The sequence below is a fragment of the Algoriphagus sp. CAU 1675 genome (assembly GCF_029222925.1).
Classification (GTDB): domain Bacteria; phylum Bacteroidota; class Bacteroidia; order Cytophagales; family Cyclobacteriaceae; genus Algoriphagus.
The window spans coordinates 403956-424654 of sequence record NZ_JARHUI010000001.1 but is presented as its reverse complement, the minus strand read 5'-3'; the positions used below and the strand labels follow the sequence as shown (position 1 = coordinate 424654).

The 20699-nt window shown below is 42.5% G+C and carries 19 protein-coding genes; 5 read left to right on the top strand and 14 right to left on the bottom strand.

Features of this window, described 5'->3' with window-relative positions:
• The first annotated feature begins 9 nt into the window (after positions 1-9).
• Both P2G54_RS01880 and P2G54_RS01875 read left to right on the top strand, forming a co-directional pair.
• Positions 10-1038, top strand: a complete 1029-nt coding sequence (locus P2G54_RS01880) for a type IX secretion system membrane protein PorP/SprF (RefSeq protein ID WP_275867646.1) — start codon at positions 10-12, stop codon at positions 1036-1038.
• 55 nt (positions 1039-1093) lie between these two features.
• The gene (locus tag P2G54_RS01875) at positions 1094-2623 is read left to right on the top strand and encodes a cryptochrome/photolyase family protein (protein ID WP_275867644.1); all 1530 of its coding nucleotides are present in this window, start codon (positions 1094-1096) and stop codon (positions 2621-2623) included.
• Here the strand turns inward: P2G54_RS01875 and P2G54_RS01870 are convergent.
• The 3 genes from P2G54_RS01870 to P2G54_RS01860 all read right to left on the bottom strand — a co-directional run bounded on the left by P2G54_RS01870 (position 2620) and on the right by P2G54_RS01860 (position 5830).
• Complete coding sequence (locus P2G54_RS01870) at positions 2620-3693, bottom strand: porin (RefSeq protein WP_275867643.1); 1074 nt, start codon at positions 3691-3693, stop codon at positions 2620-2622. The genes P2G54_RS01875 and P2G54_RS01870 overlap by 4 nt on opposite strands.
• Positions 3690-4613: a mechanosensitive ion channel domain-containing protein gene (locus P2G54_RS01865; RefSeq protein ID WP_275867641.1), complete on the bottom strand. Its 924-nt coding sequence runs from the start codon at positions 4611-4613 to the stop codon at positions 3690-3692. The genes P2G54_RS01870 and P2G54_RS01865 overlap by 4 nt, the downstream gene beginning before the upstream one ends.
• A 104-nt stretch (positions 4614-4717) precedes the next feature.
• A complete protein-coding gene (locus P2G54_RS01860) occupies positions 4718-5830 on the bottom strand; it encodes a hypothetical protein (RefSeq protein WP_275867640.1) in 1113 nt (370 codons plus the stop codon).
• 71 nt (positions 5831-5901) lie between these two features.
• Here P2G54_RS01860 and P2G54_RS01855 point away from each other — a divergent pair, with 71 nt between their 5' ends.
• The gene (locus P2G54_RS01855) at positions 5902-7146 is read left to right on the top strand and encodes a M28 family peptidase (protein WP_275867638.1); all 1245 of its coding nucleotides are present in this window, start codon (positions 5902-5904) and stop codon (positions 7144-7146) included.
• Between the two features lie 37 nt (positions 7147-7183).
• Here the strand turns inward: P2G54_RS01855 and P2G54_RS01850 are convergent, their stop codons facing one another.
• Positions 7184-9253, bottom strand: a complete 2070-nt coding sequence (locus tag P2G54_RS01850; RefSeq protein WP_275867637.1) for a cytochrome c biogenesis protein CcdA — start codon at positions 9251-9253, stop codon at positions 7184-7186.
• Positions 9254-9313: 60 nt separating this feature from the next.
• Positions 9314-10702 (bottom strand): dipeptidase, encoded by a 1389-nt coding sequence (locus P2G54_RS01845; protein ID WP_275867635.1) that lies wholly within the window; start codon positions 10700-10702, stop codon positions 9314-9316.
• Positions 10703-10800: 98 nt separating this feature from the next.
• Between P2G54_RS01845 and P2G54_RS01840 the strand changes: the two genes are divergently transcribed.
• Positions 10801-11775: an NADPH:quinone oxidoreductase family protein gene (locus P2G54_RS01840; RefSeq protein WP_275867633.1), complete on the top strand. Its 975-nt coding sequence runs from the start codon at positions 10801-10803 to the stop codon at positions 11773-11775.
• An 18-nt stretch (positions 11776-11793) separates the two neighbouring features.
• Here P2G54_RS01840 and P2G54_RS01835 read toward each other — a convergent pair whose 3' ends face one another.
• From P2G54_RS01835 to P2G54_RS01820, 4 genes are all read right to left on the bottom strand, one after another.
• Complete coding sequence (locus P2G54_RS01835; RefSeq protein ID WP_275867632.1) at positions 11794-12216, bottom strand: Ohr family peroxiredoxin; 423 nt, start codon at positions 12214-12216, stop codon at positions 11794-11796.
• A gap of 4 nt (positions 12217-12220) precedes the next feature.
• On the bottom strand, positions 12221-12661 hold the full coding sequence (locus P2G54_RS01830) for a MarR family transcriptional regulator (protein WP_275867630.1): 441 nt from the start codon (positions 12659-12661) through the stop codon (positions 12221-12223).
• Positions 12662-12772: 111 nt separating this feature from the next.
• A complete protein-coding gene (locus P2G54_RS01825; protein WP_275867628.1) occupies positions 12773-13978 on the bottom strand; it encodes a redoxin domain-containing protein in 1206 nt (401 codons plus the stop codon).
• 13 nt (positions 13979-13991) lie between these two features.
• Entirely contained in the window at positions 13992-15296 is a 1305-nt protein-coding gene (locus tag P2G54_RS01820; protein ID WP_275867626.1) for a Gfo/Idh/MocA family oxidoreductase, read from the bottom strand.
• A 209-nt stretch (positions 15297-15505) separates the two neighbouring features.
• On the opposite strand from P2G54_RS01820, the gene P2G54_RS01815 reads away from it, so the two are divergent.
• Entirely contained in the window at positions 15506-16438 is a 933-nt protein-coding gene (locus P2G54_RS01815) for a hydrogen peroxide-inducible genes activator (RefSeq protein WP_275867623.1), read from the top strand.
• A gap of 2 nt (positions 16439-16440) precedes the next feature.
• Here P2G54_RS01815 and P2G54_RS01810 read toward each other — a convergent pair whose 3' ends face one another.
• The 5 genes from P2G54_RS01810 to P2G54_RS01790 form a co-directional block, all read right to left on the bottom strand.
• A complete protein-coding gene (locus P2G54_RS01810) occupies positions 16441-16911 on the bottom strand; it encodes a copper resistance protein NlpE (protein WP_275867621.1) in 471 nt (156 codons plus the stop codon).
• Between the two features lie 10 nt (positions 16912-16921).
• Positions 16922-17524 carry an energy transducer TonB gene (locus tag P2G54_RS01805; RefSeq protein ID WP_275867619.1) on the bottom strand — a complete coding sequence of 201 codons (603 nt, stop codon included), beginning with the start codon at positions 17522-17524 and terminating at the stop codon, positions 16922-16924.
• A 93-nt stretch (positions 17525-17617) separates the two neighbouring features.
• Positions 17618-18280 (bottom strand): hypothetical protein, encoded by a 663-nt coding sequence (locus P2G54_RS01800; RefSeq protein ID WP_275867618.1) that lies wholly within the window; start codon positions 18278-18280, stop codon positions 17618-17620.
• 64 nt (positions 18281-18344) lie between these two features.
• Positions 18345-18797, bottom strand: coding sequence for a hypothetical protein (locus P2G54_RS01795; RefSeq protein ID WP_275867616.1), 453 nt, complete (start codon positions 18795-18797; stop codon positions 18345-18347).
• 12 nt (positions 18798-18809) lie between these two features.
• The gene (locus P2G54_RS01790) at positions 18810-20699 is read right to left on the bottom strand and encodes a mucoidy inhibitor MuiA family protein (protein ID WP_275867614.1); all 1890 of its coding nucleotides are present in this window, start codon (positions 20697-20699) and stop codon (positions 18810-18812) included.

Here is a 20699-nt window from a genome sequence, read left to right as displayed (position 1 = left end):
AGGTAAGAAATGAAAAAGATTTTCATACTCATATTCATGGTTTTGGGCAGCCTTTCTGGATTGAAAGCTCAGGATACTCAGTATTCTCAATTTTATGCGGCTCCTCTATACCTAAACCCGGCCATGGCTGGAGCTTCTGAAATGACTCGAATTGGAGTAAACTACAGAAACCAGTGGCCTGGACTGGATCAGTCATTCACTTCCTACTCGGCTTATTTGGATCATTACTTTTTCAATGCGAACAGTGGAGTGGGAATTATTTTCAACCGCTCAGAGCAGAGTATGGCCAACTTGAGTGTATCCGAAATCGGGGCTTCTTATTCCTACCGTGCACGTTTGGGCTTCAAGTCTTTCTTGAGAATCGGTGGCCAGGTAAGTTACATGGACAGAGATGCTTATTTCGGGGATATGATTTTCGGAAGCCAAATTGATGATCAAACAGGAGCAATAGGTGGCTATTCAGGCGAAAACTTAGGCCAGGACATCAGGCATCAATTTGTAGACTATAGCTTTGGCATGTTAATTCATAATGAAAATGTATGGTTTGGCGCATCTGCACACCATGTGACCCAGCCAAACATTTCCTTCATAGATGGAGAACTCAGCCAGCTTCCTTTGAAGGTATCTGCTCACGGTGGTGTCAGACTTGATCTTTCGGGAGGAACTTCAACTGCCTTCTACAACCAGAAATCTGGAACAAGAGATATCACATTCGCCTTCAATTATAAAAATCAAGGTCCATTCAGCCAGTTGGATCTAGGGACCCAAATCAATATTCAGCCAATCGTGCTCGGTGTTTGGTACAGAGGAATTCCTGTGTCCAAGACCACTCCTGCCAATCACGAATCAGTAATTGCTTTGGTAGGAATTTCCTTGGGATCTGGATTGGATATAGGATACAGCCATGATTTCACAATGTCTTCCCTAGGCAATGCCACCACAGGAGGAGCTCACGAAATCAGCCTTCGCTATAGCTTCCTGGCGGGTAGCTCCAAAGGCGCCGGGAGAAAATCCTCCATGCCGTGCTTCAAATATTAATTTTCTCATAAACAAAGGTTGTAAAATGGGCTTTATCTAATAAAGTCCTTTTTTTATGCCCAAAACCTTACGGCTGATCCTCGGGGATCAACTCAATAGCAACCATTCCTGGTTTTCGGAAATCAATCCTGAAATCACCTACCTGATGGTTGAAATGCGTCAGGAAACAGATTATGTCCAACACCATATTCAAAAAATCATTGCCTTCTTTCTGGCCATGCGCCACTTTGGAGAAAAAATAAAGAAAAATGGACATCAACTCATCTATTACAAACTTGACAATCCTGAAAACGAGCAGGAATTAGAAAAAATACTTGTAACACTCATTCAAGAACAAGGCTTTGAGAAACTGGAATATCAACTTCCAGATGAATACCGACTGGACAAACAATTGGGATTGCTCTCCGAATCCCTAGGCATTCCAGTAAAAGCATTTGATACCGAACATTTTTTAACGGATCGCGGGTTTTTAAAGGAATTTTTCAGAGGTAAAAAGAACTTCCTGATGGAATCATTTTATCGGGAGATGCGGAAAAAATTCCACATTCTGATGGATGGCAAAGATCCAATAGGGGGCAGGTGGAATTTTGATCAAGAAAACAGATCCGCATTTAAGGATAAACACTTATTGCCTAAAGCTAAAACCTATCCAAAAAAGGCACATGAAATCTATGAAATGATCCAAAAAGCTGGAGTCAAAACCATTGGAACCCTTGATCCAGACTCCTTTCCTTGGCCCATTTCCCGAAAAGAAAGCCTAGAGCTTTTGGATTATTTCTGTAAAAATCTACTGGTACATTTCGGTGATTTTCAGGATGCAATGAGTACTTGGGATCCCTATTTATTTCATTCCCGCCTGAGTTTTTCACTCAATACAAAACTGATCACACCTCTTGAAGTTGTGGAAAAGGTAGAGCAATATTGGATTGCAAATCAAAACCAAATTTCACTATCCCAGGTAGAGGGTTTTATCCGTCAAATTATTGGATGGAGAGAATACATGCGAGGTATTTACTGGGCCAAAATGCCCGAATTTGCAGAGTTGAATTTTTTCGGGCACAAAAGGAAATTACCCGTTTGGTATTGGACAGGCAACACAAAAATGAAATGTCTTTCCCATTCCATTGGACAATCTCTGGAAATGGCCTACGCACACCATATACAGCGACTTATGGTAACTGGGAATTTTGCATTGTTGGCAGGAATAGCCCCTGATGAAGTGGACAAATGGTATTTGGGAATTTACATCGATGCAATAGAGTGGGTGGAAATCACCAATACCAGAGGAATGAGCCAATTTGCAGACGGAGGAATAGTGGGGACAAAACCCTATGTGTCCTCAGCCAATTACATTAAAAAAATGAGTAATTATTGCTCACACTGTGCTTATAAACCCACTGAAAAAACAGGCAATGGGGCATGCCCTTTCAATAGTCTTTACTGGCATTTCTATGAACGAAACCGTGAAAAACTGGAGAAAAACCCAAGAATTGGCATGGTCTACAAAACCTGGGACAAAATGAAAAACAAACCCGAAATCCTGGATCAGGCAGAATTCTACATTAAAAACTTAGATACGCTTTAATCTATCTGGACGGCAAAGGAGCCCAGCAAAAAGAAATTATCGGAAACTGAATCTCCTGATCGAAGAAAGGACTCTTTGGGAGAAATCAGCCAACGGGATTCCAGCCTAATCATTCCCCATTTACCCATTTTCCGATCTACATTGATCGAATATCCAGAGGTTTGGAGTCCAGTCCCAAAAAATGCCTGAGCAATCACGCCTTCTTGGTCTGCATAATGTTCCCATCGAAACGCAGAGGAAAGATTTTCAGACCAAGAATAACTTGCAATGGCAGAAAAGCCCCACCATTGAGCCGTCGGGGAGGCCTCTTGAGTTCTCCATCCCAAATCAAATCCAGAAATCAATTTCCAGCGGGAACCCAGTTTGAAATTCCCATAGAAATTGCTGAAGTAAAGCATTCTATTAAGTTCGATCCCATCGTTGGTGCCCAAAAATGTACTCCAGTTGATACTGGCCTTTTCGGATGGACGAAATATAGCTTGGGTTCCAAAAGAGGGCTTATTCTTCCCTTCGATTCCTTTGATCCTTTGCCAGCCAATCAAGTAAAAAAGTGCTAAATCCCATTTTTCTGAAGCTGACCACCCCAACTTTGCCCCTGTTTCAAAATAGGGACTGTTTTCTGCAACCAAAGATCTGGACAAGGTCAAATTTTCGGTAGAGACTGCACTTTCAAACCCAATATGGGAAGGCATTATACCCACATCCAACCATAGGTTTTGCTTCGGGTTCAATGCCAACCCAATATTTGCTTGATGGATCCATCGAAGTGCTTTTGGCTCCAAACTGTAATTGTCAGCCACATAGGTTCCCCTTTGCAAAGCCAAATTTGCCCGAAAACCAATTGACCTGTAGGTTGCACTCAGCAATCCAAGGTTTAAAGCAAACTGGTCATGTCGGGTATGATTATACAAAAAAGGAAATCTTTTACTTTCCGCAGGCCGGTTGAAGTCAAAACCATAATAAAAATCCAAAAAGCCTGAAAACTCAAGTGTCCTCTTTTGCTCCGAATTCTCCTGTGCAAAGGTTGAAAAAAGAATGCAAGACAGACATAAAACCAGAATTCCTTTCATTTCTCCGGGCTTTGTTTTTCCAGAAGTACCCTGGTTTTGGACAGGGATTCGGGGTGGTTTTTTTGTAAAAACTCAATCATTTTTTCCCGGACATACACTCTCAAATCCCAAGCAGTTGGAGAGTTTTTGGCAGAAACCAAAATCCTGCTTTCCACAGTATATTCCTTGGCATCTGTGACCTGAAGAACCTTTACTTTTTTGTCCCAAAGCGGATTGCCTTCCAAAATCCTGTCCAGTTCCTTCCTGAGCGCATCAAAGGAAACGGAGTAATCGGTATAGAGAAACACGGATCCGATAATATCAGCAGAGGTTCGGGTCCAGTTTTGAAAGGGTTTTTCTAAAAAATACGTCGTGGGCAAAACCAGTCTCCTTTGATCCCAGATTTTCACGACTACATAGGTCAAATTGATCTCTTCGATCCAGCCCCACTCTCCTTCCACTACCACTGCATCATCCAGACGAAAAGGTTGGGCAAATGCAATCTGAATCCCTGCAATCAAGGTTCCAATGGCTTTCTGTGCAGAAAAACCGATGATTATCCCCGCTACTCCGGCAGAGGCAAATAAGCCTACTCCAATCTGCCGTATGGATTCAAAGGACAGCAGGATCAGCCCTATTCCTATAATTAATATGACAAAATTGGCAATCTTCTGGAGGATATTGATTTGGGTGTACATCTTGCGGGCCCTGAGATTATCCTCCTTTGAAATATCAAATTGCCGCAGCAGGATTTCCTTCAACACCTTCATCAAAACCAAAAGGCACCAAGTAATGCCAAAAATAATCAACACGGTATTCAGATGAGGAAGATAGCCTAGCATACCCTCCCATTCTTGGGCCGAATCTTTGAAATAAAACTTGGCCACAGCCAAGGCCATGGTCACCAAAAGCGGCAAAATCAATCTCGAATAACTACTCATAGGCAAGAGAAAAATAGGTTGGAGTAACTGAAAAATTAAAAAAGGATTGGAAGGGATACAAAAAAAACCGCTCAAAAAGCGGTTTTAATTCCTTTAGAAGTTTCTCAATCCCCAATCCATTCCGCTACAAATAGGTTGGTATCCCGGGTTCCTCCATTGTTCCGATTAGAGGAGAAAACCAAGTATTTGCCATCATTTGAAAATACCGGAAATGCATCAAAGGTATCATCTGAGGTGATTTTGGTTAATCCGGTGCCATCCAGATTAATCATGAATAAATTGAAAGGAAAACCACGCTCTGTCTGATGATTGGAAGCAAAAATGATTTTTTCACCTGAGGGATGAAAGAACGGTGCCCAATTGGCCTTTCCCAAATCAGTCAGTTTTCTCATATCCGAACCATCCACATTGGATATATATAGTTCCATATCCGTAGGCATGACCAGACCCTCTGCCAAAAGCTCCTTGTACTCCTGAATATCCTCTTCAGTCTGCGGCCGTGATGCTCTCCAGATCAATTTGCTGCCATCCGGAGAAAAGAAGGCTCCACCATCATAGCCCAAATCTGAAGTAATCTGTCTGACATCCGTCCCATCCAGGTTCATGGTATACAGCTCCAAATCCCCTGTTCTCAGGGAAGTGAACACGATTTTATCTCCCTTGGGAGATACAGTTGCCTCAGCATCATACCCCGGCTCACTGGTCAACTGCGAAAGAATATTTCCATTTAGATCCGCTGTGAAAATATCGAAGGAATCATAGATAGGCCATACGTATTTTCCGTCAGTTCTTCTTTCGGGCACAGGCGGGCATTCTTCACCACCCAAATGGGTTGAGGCATAGACTATGGTTTGATTGTCCGGAAGGAAATAGGAACAGGTAGTACGTCCCAATCCGGTAGAAAGAAGCTGAGGGGAATTATTTTTAAGGTCGTCCTCTCTCCAGTTGAGGTAAAAGATTTGGTCACAGGCCGCTCCCCATTCTGAATAATCAGACTGGAAAACCAAGAGACTATCATTGAAGGACCAATAGGCTTCCGCATTATTTCCCCCAAAAGTCAGCTGCTTGATGTTTTTTAGGTATTTCATTTCCTCAGGAGAGAGCAATAGGGAATCACTGGAAGAATGGACCGATGCCATGGACTCTGATTCAGTGGTGGATTTTGGACTGCAAGCAATCGCAGCGGCAAAAAGAAAAGCGATAAGTGATAGTCTCATTTTAAATTTGATCGTATGGATAGTTGCCCGAAAATAGCAATTATTATCTTTGGACTAAACCTATGAAAAACATGAATAAATCTCTAAGATTTTCCCTCGGTATTATTTCCCTGGTGACTTTTTCCGTTGCCTGCCAATCCAACACCTCGGATGAATCAATTCTGGAGCAGCTTCAAACAGACGTATATTATCTGGCAGCTGATGATTTGGGAGGAAGAGCCATTGGAACAGCCGGGGAAGAAATGGCCGCCAAATACCTTGCTGAAAGGTTTAAGAAAATCGGCTTGGAACCCAAAGGTACCGATGGTTATTTCCAGAGTTTTACGGTGTCAAAACCCTCCAATCCTCATGAGGAAGCCATTATCGGAACTGATGGAGAAGGAATCACAGGTCAAAATGTGATCGGATATATTGATAACCAATCCCAGCATACTCTCGTGATCGGAGCACATTTTGACCACTTGGGAATGGGAGGAAACAGTTCTCTCCACAGAGGGGATTCAGCTATCCACAACGGTGCCGACGACAATGCCTCCGGGACGGCAGCCTTGGTTGCCCTTGCTGAAATTCTATCCAATCAAAAAGCAAATTCCAATTTCCTGTTTATAGCTTTTTCAGGAGAAGAAAACGGGCTTTGGGGATCCAATTATTTTGTCAAAAACCCAACGATCCCTCTCGAAAATATCAATTACATGATCAATATGGATATGGTGGGAAGACTTAATGAAGAGAAGAATCTTGCCATCAACGGCGTGGGGACCAGTCCTTCTTTTGTTCCTGTTTTAGACTTGGTAAATTCTGACAGTTTACATCTGGTGACTTCAGAATCAGGAGTAGGTCCCTCTGATCATACTTCTTTTTATTTGCAGGATTTGCCTGTATTACACTTTTTCACAGGACAACACGGGGATTATCACCGCCCATCAGATGACGCGGACAAAATCAATTATGAAGGTCTTCTAAAAATTGTCCGCTACATCGAGCGGCTGGTCGGGCAACTTGATACCGAACCCAAACTTGCCTTTACCAAAACAAAAGATTCCAACGGGGACTCTCCCCGATTTACAGTTTCTCTGGGAGTGGTTCCCGATTACCTATATGATGGGGTGGGCATGCGCATCGACGGGGTTTCTGAGGATAAACCTGCCCAAGCTGCAGGACTGGAAAAGGGTGACGTAATCCTTCAGCTCGGGGATTCCAGTATAGTGGATATGATGAGTTATATGAGAGCTTTAAGTGCTTTTCAAAAAGGAGATGAAACAGACCTTGAATATGAGCGCCAAGGCCAAAAAGTCTCAACTAAAGTGAAATTTTAAAACAAAGGGGCTTTTCCTAAATGAAAAGCCCCTTTTGTTATTTTTTCTCAAATTCCCTTTTGGCTCCATCCAAGAACTCAATAAAACCAGGAATACTGGTGTCATAAGCACGGGGCCTGGCCAAAAGCTTTTCCTCATGGTCCAAAATCACATAATAAGGCTGGGCATTGTTCTGAAACCGGGTAATCTGAAAATCCGCATTTTGCTTGCCTAAGGTCTTTTTCACTTTACCGTCATATTCGGAAGTGTACCACTCACTTTCTGGCAACTCCAAGCGCTCATCGATATAAAGAGCTACCATGACAAAATCCTGTTTCAACCTTCTCAACACCTCGGGATCTACCCATACATTCTCCTCCATCTTCCTACAGTTGACACAGCCGTGCCCGGTAAAGTCAATCAATAGAGGTTTCCCCGCCTTTTTGGCTGCTTTTAATGCCTGTTCGTAATCAAAGTAACCATGAATTCCATGTGGAATCTCCAAGAGATCCGAATACTTCACCTTTTCACCAAGAATATTTTCGGAAGCTTCCTTGTCTATCATTCCCCCTTCAAACTTGAATTGTTGGGTAGTCATAGGTGGTAAATATCCGCTAAGATATTTCAAAGGCGCTCCCCAAAGACCCGGGATCATGTAAATCACAAACATGAAGGTCACAAGGGAAAGCAACAATCTCGGCACACCTATGGAGTCCAGTTTGGAATCGTGAGGCAGGCGGATTTTCCCCAAAAGGTAAAAAGCCAAGGCTCCGAAAATGACAATCCAGATCACAAGGAATACATCCCTGTCCAAAATTCCCCAATGATAAACCAAATCGGCAATGGAAAGGAATTTGAAAGCCAAGGCCAACTCCAGAAAACCAAGAACGACTTTCACGGAGTTCAACCAACCACCGGATTTGGGAAGACGGTTCATCCATTCGGGGAAAATGGCAAACAGGGTAAAAGGAATCGCGAAGGCTAGAGAAAATGAAAACATTCCCAGAATTGGTTTTAACAATTCGCCTCCAGCAGAAGAAATCAAAATGGATCCCACGATAGGACCGGTACAAGAGAAAGACACCAGCACCAAGGTGAAGGCCATAAAGAATATCCCTGCCATTCCCCCTTTTTCTGCTTTGCGGTCGATCTTGTTCACAAATCCAGAAGGCAAAGTAATCTCAAACATGCCCAGGAATGCGAGGGCAAAGAAGATGAAAATCCCAAAGAAAAAGAGGTTGGGTAGCCAGTGGGTTGCCAGCCAATTGGCAAATTCAGGACCCTGGATGGCCGCTACAGCTGTTCCCGCAACTGTATAAATTCCAATGATGGATATCCCATAGATAAAGGCATTTCTGATTCCTGTGGATCTTTTCTTTGTTCTACCGGTGAAAAAACTCACCGTCATTGGAATCATTGGAAATACGCAAGGAGTGATCAAAGCTGCAAGCCCTGCCAAAAAGGCCAAGACCATAAAGCTCCATACCGATTCATCAGCAAGGGATTCCCCTTCCAGAAAAGGTTCGATTGCTTCGTCCTCTTTCTGAATTGCCTCATTTGAAGCGGGCTTTTCATCCATCAAAGAAAAAACCTCCCCAGATTCCTCAGGATTAGAGGGAGCTATCTGTGTTGCATCTGGTTCTCCTACTGCGGAAAATTCTAGGGAAATGTCCTCTTCATAATTAATGCACTGCCCGGTCAGGTCCGAACACATCTGGTACTCCAATACTCCGGAAATCTTGCCGGATGCAGAAAGAATGGATAGGGTTTGTTCGAATCTACCTTTCCCCATGAAGTAGGTGATATCCCCTTCCCATACCTCATCATACTTTTCCTTGGGATTGATGGCCTTCAAGCTGCCAACCAGTTCATACCCTTCTGGCTTGTCCAAGGTCAAAGTGGTAAGTATTGGCCCCAAATCCGGATCAAAGTCGTTTGAATAGATATACCAAGCCGTTGGGATTTCCGCCTCAAAAATCAGGGTCGCCTCTTTTCCAAGGTCGGGTTGGGCTGGTTCAAGGCTTACCGTCCATTTGGGAGGGGAGATAATCTGTGCTTGAGCAACTAGACTAAGAAACAGGAAAATCAGGGTGAAAAACTTTCCAACCTTATTTTGGGGGATATTCATAGGTTCCTTTGTACTTTTTTATTCAATGATTCAGCAAGCCGGATGGTTCCGGGCTTCCACTCATTCTGCACTCAATTTCCGAAAATGCCTAAAGAAAGCCGCAATGGTTTCGATTCCAATGAAATAGTTTTGAACACCATAATGCTCATTGGGTGAATGAAGCGCATCCGTATCCAAACCAAAACCAAACAAAATTGGATCAGAACCCAATTCTTTCTGGAACAGAGCCACTATAGGAATGGAACCGCCTTCCCTTGTAGGAATCGGTCTTTTTCCAAAAGTTTCTTCCATAGCGGCTTCTGCTGCTTTGTATCCGACAGAGGTATCAGAAACCACAGCTGGAGAACCTCCATGATGACTTTTCACCTTAACCTTGACTGAAGCAGGAGCAATTGATCTGAAATAGTCCTCGAAAAGTTGGGCAATTTCATGCCAATCCTGATCAGGAACCAATCGCATGGATATCTTGGCAAATGCCTTTGAAGGAAGGACTGTTTTCGCTCCCTCCCCGGTGTAACCTCCCCAAATGCCGTTTACATCCAAAGTTGGTCTAATTCCCACTCGTTCGATAGTGGTAAATCCTTTTTCTCCATGGACTTCATCGATTTCTAGCTTTTCCTTGTATTCATTGAGATTAAAAGGAGCTTCATTCAATCGATTTCTTTGTTCGGTAGTAAGCTCCTGCACTTTGTCATAAAATCCCGGAATGGTGATATGCTCATTTTCATCTTTCATGGAGGCGATCATAGAGCAAAGTACATTGATAGGGTTGGCAACTGCACCTCCATAGGTTCCTGAATGCAAATCCCGATTGGCACCGGTAACCTCTACTTCCATATAAGCCATGCCACGTAGTCCCACTGTGATGGAAGGATCCTGCATTGAAATCATATGGGTATCTGAAATCAAAATCACGTCAGCTTTCAGCTTTTCCTTATTCTCGATCACAAATTTGTCAAGGTTGTCGGAGCCAACTTCCTCTTCACCTTCAATCATGAATTTCACATTGCAGGGAAGATCACCGGAAGCCATCATTGCCTCGAATGCTTTGACATGCATGTAAAACTGCCCCTTGTCATCTGCAGAACCTCTAGCAAAAATGGCTCCCTCCGGATGGGTTTTTGTCTTTTTGATCACCGGTTCAAAAGGAGGGGAATCCCAGAGTTCATAGGGATCGGCCGGCTGTACATCATAGTGTCCATAGACCAATACCGTAGGAAGTGAAGGGTCGATGATTTTTTCTCCGTAAACGATAGGATATCCCGCAGTCTCACAGATTTCCGCTACATCAGCACCAGCCTTTACAAGGCTTTCCTTGACAAACTGTGCTGCCGCAAAGACATCGTTTTTGAATTTAGGGTCGGCACTTACGGAAGGAATCCGGAGCAAGTCCAGTAATTCATTGAGAAATCTGTCTTTGTTTGCCTGTATGAAATCGTTTACTGCCATGGGATTATATCTGATTGTTTAAAGGCCTCAAAATTATCGCTTTCGGCAGGAAATGCCTACTTTAAACCCACTTTTCTCGGTGACAAAAGAAGCATTTCATGAAAGCGATTATTTGCGAGCAATACGGACTTCCAGAGACTTTGAAATTTGGAGAACTACCCGACCCGGTTCTAGGTCCCGATCAAGTTTTAATTCAGGTCGAAGCCTGTGGAGTCAATTTCCCTGATGTGTTGATCATTCAAAACAAATATCAGTTTCGCCCCGAATTGCCCTTTTCCCCCGGAGGGGAAGTTGCAGGAAAAATCATAGCTCTAGGCGAGAATGTGGATAAGTTCCAAATCGGCGATCCTGTATTGGCCCTATGCGGATGGGGGGGATTTGCCGAAAAAGTCGCCGTGGATCAGGACAGAGTCTTTCTTTTGCCAAAAGGACTGAAAGCCGAAGAAGCCGCAAGCACCCTATATACTTATGCAACTGCCTACCATGCTCTGAAGGACAGGGCACTTTTAAAAGCTGGAGAAAGGCTTTTGGTATTGGGAGCAGCAGGAGGGGTTGGGTTGGCAGCGGTAGAACTGGGAAAGCTAATGGATGCAAAGGTGATTGCTGCAGCTTCCTCTGAAGAGAAACTCGCGCTCTGCCGTCAAAAAGGTGCTGATTTAATGATCAATTACGAATCGGAGGACCTAAAGACAAGGATCAAAGAACTCTCCCATGGCAAAGGGGTGGATGTAATCTTCGATCCAGTTGGGGGAAAATATACTGAACCAGCCCTAAGAGGAATTGCCTGGCAAGGCAGATATCTAATTGTTGGTTTTGCGGGTGGAGACATCCCAAAAATCCCAATGAACCTCCCTCTTTTGAAAGGCTGTTCAATCATAGGTGTTTTTTGGGGACAATTTTCAAGACTAGAGCCAAAAGCGAACAGGGAAAATATAGACCAACTGGCAGGTTGGATAAAGGAAGGAAAAATCAAGCAGCATATCGGAAAAGAATACAGGCTCGAGGAAGTTCCCGAAGCCCTTCAGGCATTGCTGGAAAGAAAAATGCTGGGAAAAGGGGTAGTAGTATTGTGAAAACCCTAATCCTTTTGCCTACTCTATTGCTTTTACATTCACTTCTACATTTCCCCAAATTGCCTTGGAATAAATACAGTGCTCATGTGCCAAATCGACAAGTTCCTGAGCTTCATCTAGGGAAGATGCCTGAGGAATTCTCACCAATAAATCAACTGCGATTCCATAATCCCCGGGGCCAAAATTTCCCAAATGCACATTTGCAGTGATCGAGGAATCTTTTAAGCTGGTTTTCTTTGATACAGCTGCCAGGGTAGATCCAAAACAACTGGCATAGGCCGCAGCAAACAATTGCTCAGCATTTATTTCACCTCCCTTTCCTCCGATTTCCTTAGGCATGGCTACCTTAAAATCTATGAGTCCATCTTCGGAACGGACATGGCCATTTCTTCCTCCGGTATTTATTACCGTAGCAGTATAATCAATATTAAGTTTTTTCATAGGTTCACTTGCTCTTGGGATTCAAGTGATCTAACAAGTCTTTGAGGGAAGTGTTTAATGAGGAAATAGATTTTTCATCCAAGGTTTCAAAGATGGGTTCCAATTGACTCAACACGTCCTGGGTTTTCTTCTGAAGTGACTTTCCAGGAAAAGTCAACTCAATTTTGACCTTTCGTTCATCCTTTTCGCTTCGAATTCTCTTTACAAAATTATGAGCCTCCAATTTTTTCAAAAGAGGAGTCAATGTGCCTGAATCCAAATGGAGTTTTTCCCCTATTTGATTCACATAAAGCCCATCCCTTTCCCACAAAACCCGCATCACCAAAAATTGTGGATAAGTCAGGGGAATTTCATTCAAGAGATTCTGAAATGATTGAATAAGCAATCTGGAGGCGGAATATAAATCCAAGGAAAGTCCCTGAAGATCCTCTGATGAAACGGACATAGCTCTGAAATTATGATTTGATACAATTTAATTTTAAAAATGTGATTTCAGTCTAAAATCTGGCAAAAAATGATCCGTTTGAAAATCAATATCAAACGGATCTAGACAGGGTCAATAATACCTCCCAATCATAGGGTGGTCAACAATTTGTCTTTTGAGTTCCAAAGCATCAATTGTACCGGGGACTTTGTAGGCAATCCTGCCTCCTGGCTCAATCAAAAGCGTAATAGGAAGACTCCCGTCCCAATCTTCACCAACCACCTTGATGACCTCATATTTATCATCCGTATCCATGATGTAATTTGGTAATGCAGATGCCTTGCCTTTGAGGTACTTTAAGGCTTTGTCAGCCTGATCGGGATTATCCATGGAAACTGACACAAACTGAAAATCCCTTTCCCCATACATTCTTTGGATATAAACAAACTCAGGGTACTCGATGATGCATGGTCCACACCAAGTTGCCCAAAAGTTTACAAGAAGTAATTCATCCGAATTGTTCTTCAGTAGGTCCGCCAATCCGGATGTGGATAACTTTTCTAAAGTCACTTCTTTTTCCTTCCATGCCTTATTGGTTTTGATAGTGTATTCGTTTTTCCAGGCCCATTTCATAGAACAACCGAAAGCTGGGGTTTGAGCTTCATCTGCAGATAATTCCTCTCCTCTCAGTGCATATTCAATGGCTTTATAAAGATCTTCTGCTTGTCCGGTTCCGGGTTTTTCAGATGCATCAATTCTTCCTGAATAAACCAATTTTCGGTCCTTATCGAAAACAAAGACATGTGGGGTAGCTGTAGGTCCATAGGCAAGGGAGAATTCATGGGTATCCCCGTCATAGAGGTATGGGAAATTAAAGGACTTATCCACAGCCCTGATTTTCATTTCCTCATAGGTATCGCTTAGCTCTGTATACCCCAATTCTTCCGGCAAAATCCCAATTGGGCTATTGGCAGAAATCGCCACAAAAGCCACAGATTCTTTTCCATACTTATCCACAGCCTGTATAAAGCGATCTTCATAGGCTTGAGCAGTAGGACAATGATTGCAGGTAAAATTAACCACCAAGACATCAGAACCGGCAAAATCCTCCAGGTTGTAAAACTTACCATCGGTTCCGGGCAGATTAAACGGAGGAGCCTGATCACCGATTTCGAGTTTACCAATGGCTTGCTCCTCCATAAATTGAGGGTCCGCTACAAATGTGGATAAGTCTGCGATTGAGTCTCCAGAAACCTCTGTAGTGGATTCTTTACCACAGGAGGCTAGAATCAAAACAAATGCACTTATCCACAATAGCTGCTGCTTGAATAATTTCATGATAATTTTAGGTTTATGAAAGGGAAATCCCATTCTGATAGGTGTAATGAAGACGAACATTTGCTTCATAATCATCTCCGAAATTCTGGGCAATTGGGTCCCATTTTAGGGGTCTACCCAATTCCTTGGCAATATTCCCAATTGTACAAACCGAACAAGTACTGTGACCAACCTCCACGGGTACGATGGGGTCTTTTCTCCTCAAAATGGATTGGATAAAATCCACGTGGTGTAAATTGAAATTAAAATTATCCGGATTTTTATCTAATGAAAGCTCGGGAATGGAGGTGTCATAATTCCCTCGTGAAACCTTGATCCAACCTTTTTCACCAATAAATTTCACACCCTGCCTTCCCTCATCAAACTTAGTTATCAACATTTCCACTCCATTGGCATACTTGTAGGTTAGAGGCTGATCCCCTTTTGCAGGGATTACTTCCACCGGGCCATTTCTATCCATCCCAAGGCCCCATTGGGCGATATCAATCATATGGGCTCCCCAATCAGTCATTAAACCTCCACCGGTCTCTTTATACCATCTCCATCCTCCCCATTTCTTTTCATTTTCTTCAGGATCCAAACTGATTGAGGGATTCAGTTCTTCATTGTAAGACAAATTCGGGAGAGGGCCTAACCACTTTTCCCAGTTCAAGCCAGCTGGAACCGGCTGGGCATCTAAATCGTAGGTCTTTGGATGCGGGTCATCTCCCACGTGGACCAAAACCTGGGAGATTTTCCCCAATTTGCCTTTTTGCACATGACCTGCAGCAGTCTGGAAATTGACTGCAGCACGCTGCATACTGCCAACTGCCAGAACTATTCCATTTGCCCGAACAGCCTTAACCAGTTCCTGACCTTCCAGAATGGTAAAAGTCAAAGGTTTTTCCAGATAGATGTCCTTTTTTGCCCTACAAGAATCAATGGCAATTTTAGCGTGCCAATGATCCGGGGTAGCAATGACTACAGCATCCACTTCTGGATTGGACAGCAACTCCTTATAGTCTTCATAAACTTTGACATCTGGAGCTGATTGGCCCCTTTCTGCATAATTCTTTTTTACCCGCTGCACAAATCTTTCCCTCTTGATGGCATAAACATCAGAACCGGCAACTACCTCCACTCCTGGGATTGCCATAAAGCGGTTCAAAAGTCCCATTGCCTGCCTGCCCACTCCAATAAAGCCCAAACGGACAGTAAGGCTTGACTCAGAAAAGGGGGAAGAGAAAGCAAAAGAAGTCTGCGGCATGACACTCAAGCCAGCCCCAGTCAGCAAGGAAGCTCCAAGAAATTTTCTTCTGGAAAATTTAGATTTAGACATTTTTCAATAGGTTTTCGGGTTATTTAATTGATTTTCAAGAATATTTAGAATATAAATTACTTTTTTTCTTTGGCCATGAAAAACAAAGTGATACTTAATTAAAAGAATTAGGATGGAAAGGCAATTAAGAAGTTGAAAGATCAAATACAGGTTTTGAATGGTGAACTCTTTCGCCTTTTTCTAACTTAGCAATGAAATAGTTTTTATCTATGACTATCCAACAACTCGAATACCTGATTGCAGTAGACAAGTACCGACATTTTGGCCATGCCGCTGAATCCTGTTTTGTTACTCAACCTACACTTAGTGCACAACTGAGCAAACTGGAGAAGGAATTGGGAGTGATTCTCTTTGACAGAAGCAAGATGCCAGTGATCCCTACTGAAATCGGGGTTCAGGTAATCTCCCAGGCCAAACGGGTGGTATCCGAAAGCAAAGGGATTTTTGAGTTGGTGGCCCAATTGAAAGGGGATATTTCCGGCACGATCAAGTTGGGAATCATTCCAACTTTGGCACCCTATCTCCTTCATCTGTTTATCCGAAAATTCCTGGAGAACTACCCACATGTCAAGCTGGAAGTCCAGGAAATGGTCACAGAGGAAATCGTCAAAAAACTCAAAAATGACGAATTGGACTTGGGGATTGTGGTCACCCCACTTGACGAGCCAGGGGTTTTGGAGAAACCTATGTTTTATGAGAAATTCTATGCCTACCTATCCAAAAACCATCCTCTTTTGGAACAAAAGGAAATCAGTGTGGATAAAATCAAGTCCAATGAGCTTTGGATCATGCAGCAGGGACATTGCTTCAGGGATCAGGTGATCAATTTCTGTGATCAAACAAGTGGAGGCCATGAAAACTTCCATTATGAAAGCGGATCATTGGAAGGTTTGAAAAATATGGTCAACCGCTATGAAGGAATCACGCTTCTTCCGGAGTTGGCCACCTTTGAATTGTCTGAGGAGGAAAAAAGCAGACTTCGCCCATTTACCGGAGTACCTCCTACCCGGGAAGTAAGTATCATCCTAAATAGAAGTTACCTTAAGCAAAAATTGGTGGAATTGCTTTATAAGGAAATAACTGCTTCAATACCTCAGGAGATGACTTCCAAAGCCCATGGAAAGATCGTTCGGTTTAAATAAGTCTAGCGCTTTTTGAGAATGTAGCGCTCCGCAAGCTCTCCTTCGATGCGGTTTCCTTCTTTGTCTAGGTGCCAGATTTGGTTTTCGCCAACCCTATATTTTCCTGGAGCATTACCGATCAACCCCTCAAACTGTACCACGGATCCAGTTTCATCCCATTTGAATTTCCCCGTATAGATTTCTTCCAGGGCATCATTCAATCCCAAGTAATTGGTCTTCAATTCAAATGTTCCGTCTTGGTTCAAAGTCACCCAAGTTTCAATGCCCTCACAGTGTGCACAAGGTAATACGGCAAAATAGGTTCCTGCCCAGTCCAATGAGTTTTGTGAATTGTCTCCAAGAGGAATTTCCAATACTTCGGGAAATTGTTCGGAGCCGATAGAGCTTTTTTGTTTTTCCGAACTGGTAGGTGGAGAACATGCATTTAAAATAAGAATACAAGCTGTTATTAGGGGAGCAGCTATTTTGGACATGAGATTACTCTTATTCTGCGGACAAACTCTTTTTATAGACAGGCGGATAGCCTACAACCAACATATCCGAAAGTTGTTTTTCTTTCAAAACCTCAGCAGCCCTTCGGTCAATTTCTGCCAAAATTCCATCCCCGTTTTGCTCATAATATTTCGCTCTGATTTCATAAAAATCAGGTCTATAGGGATTTTTATTGATCCAGAAATTGATTTGATCCAAGTCAATATCATGCCCATCGGAAACCTGATCGGGGTAATAGGCTGAATGGGAAGAGGTAGGACCCGAAATTTTAAAACGGAAGTGCAATATATATTCCTTTCCGAATTCCTTTCCCTCTAATAGATCTGGAGTCCAATTGCTCTCAATCTCCTGCAAAGTCGACAAGATTTCTTGGGCAAGAATCTCATCTCCTGCCAATACTTTTGAAGAGCCAGAAGGATATCCATTTTCATCAATCCAAATGGCCACGGAGACCGGGCCCTGAACATTTTCCATTCTTGCCTCCGTAGGGTATTTGACATTTTTTGCAAATAATTTGGACAAACTATAATCCTGTGCTTGAAGAGTTGACACAGTAATAGCTAATGTGCTAAAAATCAATAGTATCCTTTTCATAATAAAATAAGTTTATTCACTAAAATTTAAATATTATTATTTGATTTTAAAACTCTTCGCGCCTATTTGGGAGCAATTTAGTCAAACAAAATTCTAAGGATTATTAAGGAGGGTCCCAGATACCGGTCTGGTTGACACTTGTCTAAAAGCTTTTATATCAATTTGTGAAAGGGTCTGTTTTTGAATTTTTTGATAAGCTAACAGATCATCCGTAGCCTCTTGTTCATTCCCAAGCTGGCGATGGATTTGGGATCTGAGTTCTAATCTTTTGACACTGTAGGGGTTTTCCTCAACCAATTTATCCGCAATTTTTAAAGCTTTATCCGGCTTTCCCTTTTGGATATAATTTATGGCAGATTTAATCCGGGTCTCCTCGGAATTTCCTTCCATTACAATCATAAAATTGAAAACCATAAAGTAGGTGTTTCCCTTCTCTCGCTCTCCCAACATTTCAGCGCTCCATAAATCACGGGAAGATTCTACAGCATTCAAGACTAGTTCCCCAAAAATGGGTAAAGGTTCACCCTCTAGCTTGATGTCCTGTAAATTTCCGGAAGCATCCGTACTAAGGGCAACCGCCACAATGCCTTCTTTTCTTGCCCGAAGGGCCTCAATAGGATATTTAACTTGTCTGCTGATTATTGCCTCCCATTGACCATAACTGAAATTAGTAGATTGGGCGAACAGGGAATGTGAAAAACTGAAACAGAATAGGACGAAGCATGAATGCAAAACTGATTTTTTGAAATAACTCATTTGTAATAGATTTTTTAACGATATGAAAAAGCTTTAAAGGAACCTTTTGAAACAATCAATTTCCTTATACCCCAAACTGATTTAAATGATGATCGAGATGCTTATAAAATAGATTATTCCATTCCAATGAGGTCATTTTTCCAAAGGAAAGGGATTCTTTTCCCTCAAAATGATCCCTGCCCAAAACAACAGTATGGTCAAGGTATTTGATCAGCCTCGCTTTTTCCTCTTCGAAGTTTTTGTGATCAGAAATGATGAATACTGGAGCAGTCCGAAGATTCTTTTTGTAAGGAACTTCATTTACCACTCCTTTTTTCACAAATGCTTTTAGCAAAAAACGCATCAAAGGATTGGGTTTGGGGTGAATGTTGGTGAATGCCATTTCATAGGCCACACTACAGTGGGCAAGCATCTGATCCACGGACATTTTTCCCCAAAGGGCCGGGGTATCAGGTTTGAGTTGATTGATCCGCTCGATTAGTTCGTCAGTAACCTTGGGATCATAAATATCTTTCATAACAGGGTTATTTTAATCCAAAATAATTCGTTCTGATTTAGGGTATTTGACCTCGTACTGAAGAGATAACTTTTGTTGTCCTCCAGGAGGCAAATTTAGTTCCCAGATAACTATTCCAGTCTGATCATCCAATTTTCCACCACTGAGTTCCCCGGGAGTTACAGTAATGTTGGAATTAACCGAAACAGGAATCTGGTCTTTAACGACTAGAGTCACCGCCTGGGATTTGTTGTTTTTAAGGATGATTTCGAAGCCCCTATTCTCGGTAATATTGGAACCAATAGTGCGTTTTTTGGAAAACTGATCCACTTTTTCCCGCTGCATCACAATGGATCTATCCCTACCCATTGAAATCTGAAGAGTATCCTGAAGCGAAGCAGCATTCAGGATTGATCTCCCCACGAATCCGTCCTCAAAGTAGAGGTTGCTTTCTCCCTCAAGCAAGCTGTATTGGCTCCAATCGGGGATTTCTGCGATCAGAAAAGCATCCTTGTCCAGTTTTGGAATGGCAGTGTATTGATAGGTCGCAGGGATTTCATAGGCTTTTAAATCAACCAGTGTTCTTTCCCCATTTGTTTTGATCGAATAGGGTTCGGCAACTTCAATTTCTACAGTAGTTTGGTTTTCGACGAAGGAAGTCAGGAGGGGGGCTGAATCCCTTTCCCTCAAACTACTAGAACCACGAATATTTACCCCAGCCACTCTTCTTTCGAGGCTTTTTTTATTACTTACACCATAACCAGTCACAACCACTTCCTGAAGTGCTTGTTCATCAGGAACCAGACTAACGCTTATAGTTGATTTACCTTGGACCCCCACTTCTTGGCTCACATATCCAATAAAAGAAAAAACAAGGCTTTTGGCATCGTTTGGCAATGTCAAGGAATATTTCCCATTTAAATCAGTGGAAGTTCCAATCGTGGTTCCTTTCACCAAAACACTTGCTCCCGGAACTGGCCCTCCAAATTCGTCCAAAACAACTCCGCTTACCATCCCGGGCATTTGAGGGACGGATAATTTATTTACCGTGGTATATCGGGCATAATTCAGTTCCCATTTTTCCAAAACTGGTGCCTGACCACTTTGATTAGGGTTAGCATTTGAAAAGCGGAGTTTGACGTTTTTCCAATCTACACCAGTATTTTGATAAACTTCAGCTTTGTAGTTGAGTTGAAGGGCTCGATTGATGTTTTTTACTCGAATATCGTATTTGGGATACCAGCCGGCATTGGCTACTAAGTAATTGATCTGAAAACTGGCATTTCCTATACTTGATGCTTTGACCCGGATGCGGATTTCAGAGGTTGATTTGTTTTCACTTTCCTGCATTGCCAAAATCTGATTACGAAGGCGTTCCAGTTCCTTATCACCTTCGGCGATCTTGGATTTTACCTCAAGTTCTTCATTAGAGATTTTAGTGAGTTCCGTATCAAAAAAATCCAAAGCTGCCCTAAGTTCTGCCATGGTGGGACCTGTTTGGTTGCCTCCCAAATCTTTGTTGGCACTGAGCAAACTCGCCTTATTTGCTAAGACTTCAATTCTGTTTTTTGCCAAAATCTGACTCTTTCTGATTTCCTCTATCTGGGCTTCCAAGGCTATCACTTTCTCCCCAACCTCCTTCTCGCTTAAAAAATCCAAGCGTTTATTTACTGCCTGAATGGTAAAGTCACCCTGTCCTTTCACCTGAATGCTCTTTTCATCCAAATACGGAGACAGGCCCTTTACCAAGACTATGGATTCTCCAGCAGGAACTTGCCCGGAGGCTATTTCAAAAACCTGAGCACCCGAAAGGAAAAGTGTAACATCTTGAATCTGACTGTTTATTGGCACTTCTTTCAACTCCTGTGAAAAAGCTCCAACAGACCAGAAAATTAAAAGAATTGGAAAAATCAATTTTTTCAT

Bases quoted from the DNA above. Each gene is read 5' to 3' on its own strand.
- P2G54_RS01880 (WP_275867646.1), top strand. From the start codon at position 10: ATGAAAAAGATTTTCATACTCATATTCATGGTTTTGGGCAGCCTTTCT.
- P2G54_RS01875 (WP_275867644.1), top strand. From the start codon at position 1,094: ATGCCCAAAACCTTACGGCTGATCCTCGGGGATCAACTCAATAGCAAC.
- P2G54_RS01870 (WP_275867643.1), bottom strand. From the start codon at position 3,693: ATGAAAGGAATTCTGGTTTTATGTCTGTCTTGCATTCTTTTTTCAACC.
- P2G54_RS01865 (WP_275867641.1), bottom strand. From the start codon at position 4,613: ATGAGTAGTTATTCGAGATTGATTTTGCCGCTTTTGGTGACCATGGCC.
- P2G54_RS01860 (WP_275867640.1), bottom strand. From the start codon at position 5,830: ATGAGACTATCACTTATCGCTTTTCTTTTTGCCGCTGCGATTGCTTGC.
- P2G54_RS01855 (WP_275867638.1), top strand. From the start codon at position 5,902: ATGAATAAATCTCTAAGATTTTCCCTCGGTATTATTTCCCTGGTGACT.
- P2G54_RS01850 (WP_275867637.1), bottom strand. From the start codon at position 9,253: ATGAATATCCCCCAAAATAAGGTTGGAAAGTTTTTCACCCTGATTTTC.
- P2G54_RS01845 (WP_275867635.1), bottom strand. From the start codon at position 10,702: ATGGCAGTAAACGATTTCATACAGGCAAACAAAGACAGATTTCTCAAT.
- P2G54_RS01840 (WP_275867633.1), top strand. From the start codon at position 10,801: ATGAAAGCGATTATTTGCGAGCAATACGGACTTCCAGAGACTTTGAAA.
- P2G54_RS01835 (WP_275867632.1), bottom strand. From the start codon at position 12,216: ATGAAAAAACTTAATATTGATTATACTGCTACGGTAATAAATACCGGA.
- P2G54_RS01830 (WP_275867630.1), bottom strand. From the start codon at position 12,661: ATGTCCGTTTCATCAGAGGATCTTCAGGGACTTTCCTTGGATTTATAT.
- P2G54_RS01825 (WP_275867628.1), bottom strand. From the start codon at position 13,978: ATGAAATTATTCAAGCAGCAGCTATTGTGGATAAGTGCATTTGTTTTG.
- P2G54_RS01820 (WP_275867626.1), bottom strand. From the start codon at position 15,296: ATGTCTAAATCTAAATTTTCCAGAAGAAAATTTCTTGGAGCTTCCTTG.
- P2G54_RS01815 (WP_275867623.1), top strand. From the start codon at position 15,506: ATGACTATCCAACAACTCGAATACCTGATTGCAGTAGACAAGTACCGA.
- P2G54_RS01810 (WP_275867621.1), bottom strand. From the start codon at position 16,911: ATGTCCAAAATAGCTGCTCCCCTAATAACAGCTTGTATTCTTATTTTA.
- P2G54_RS01805 (WP_275867619.1), bottom strand. From the start codon at position 17,524: ATGAAAAGGATACTATTGATTTTTAGCACATTAGCTATTACTGTGTCA.
- P2G54_RS01800 (WP_275867618.1), bottom strand. From the start codon at position 18,280: ATGAGTTATTTCAAAAAATCAGTTTTGCATTCATGCTTCGTCCTATTC.
- P2G54_RS01795 (WP_275867616.1), bottom strand. From the start codon at position 18,797: ATGAAAGATATTTATGATCCCAAGGTTACTGACGAACTAATCGAGCGG.
- P2G54_RS01790 (WP_275867614.1), bottom strand. From the start codon at position 20,699: ATGAAAAAATTGATTTTTCCAATTCTTTTAATTTTCTGGTCTGTTGGA.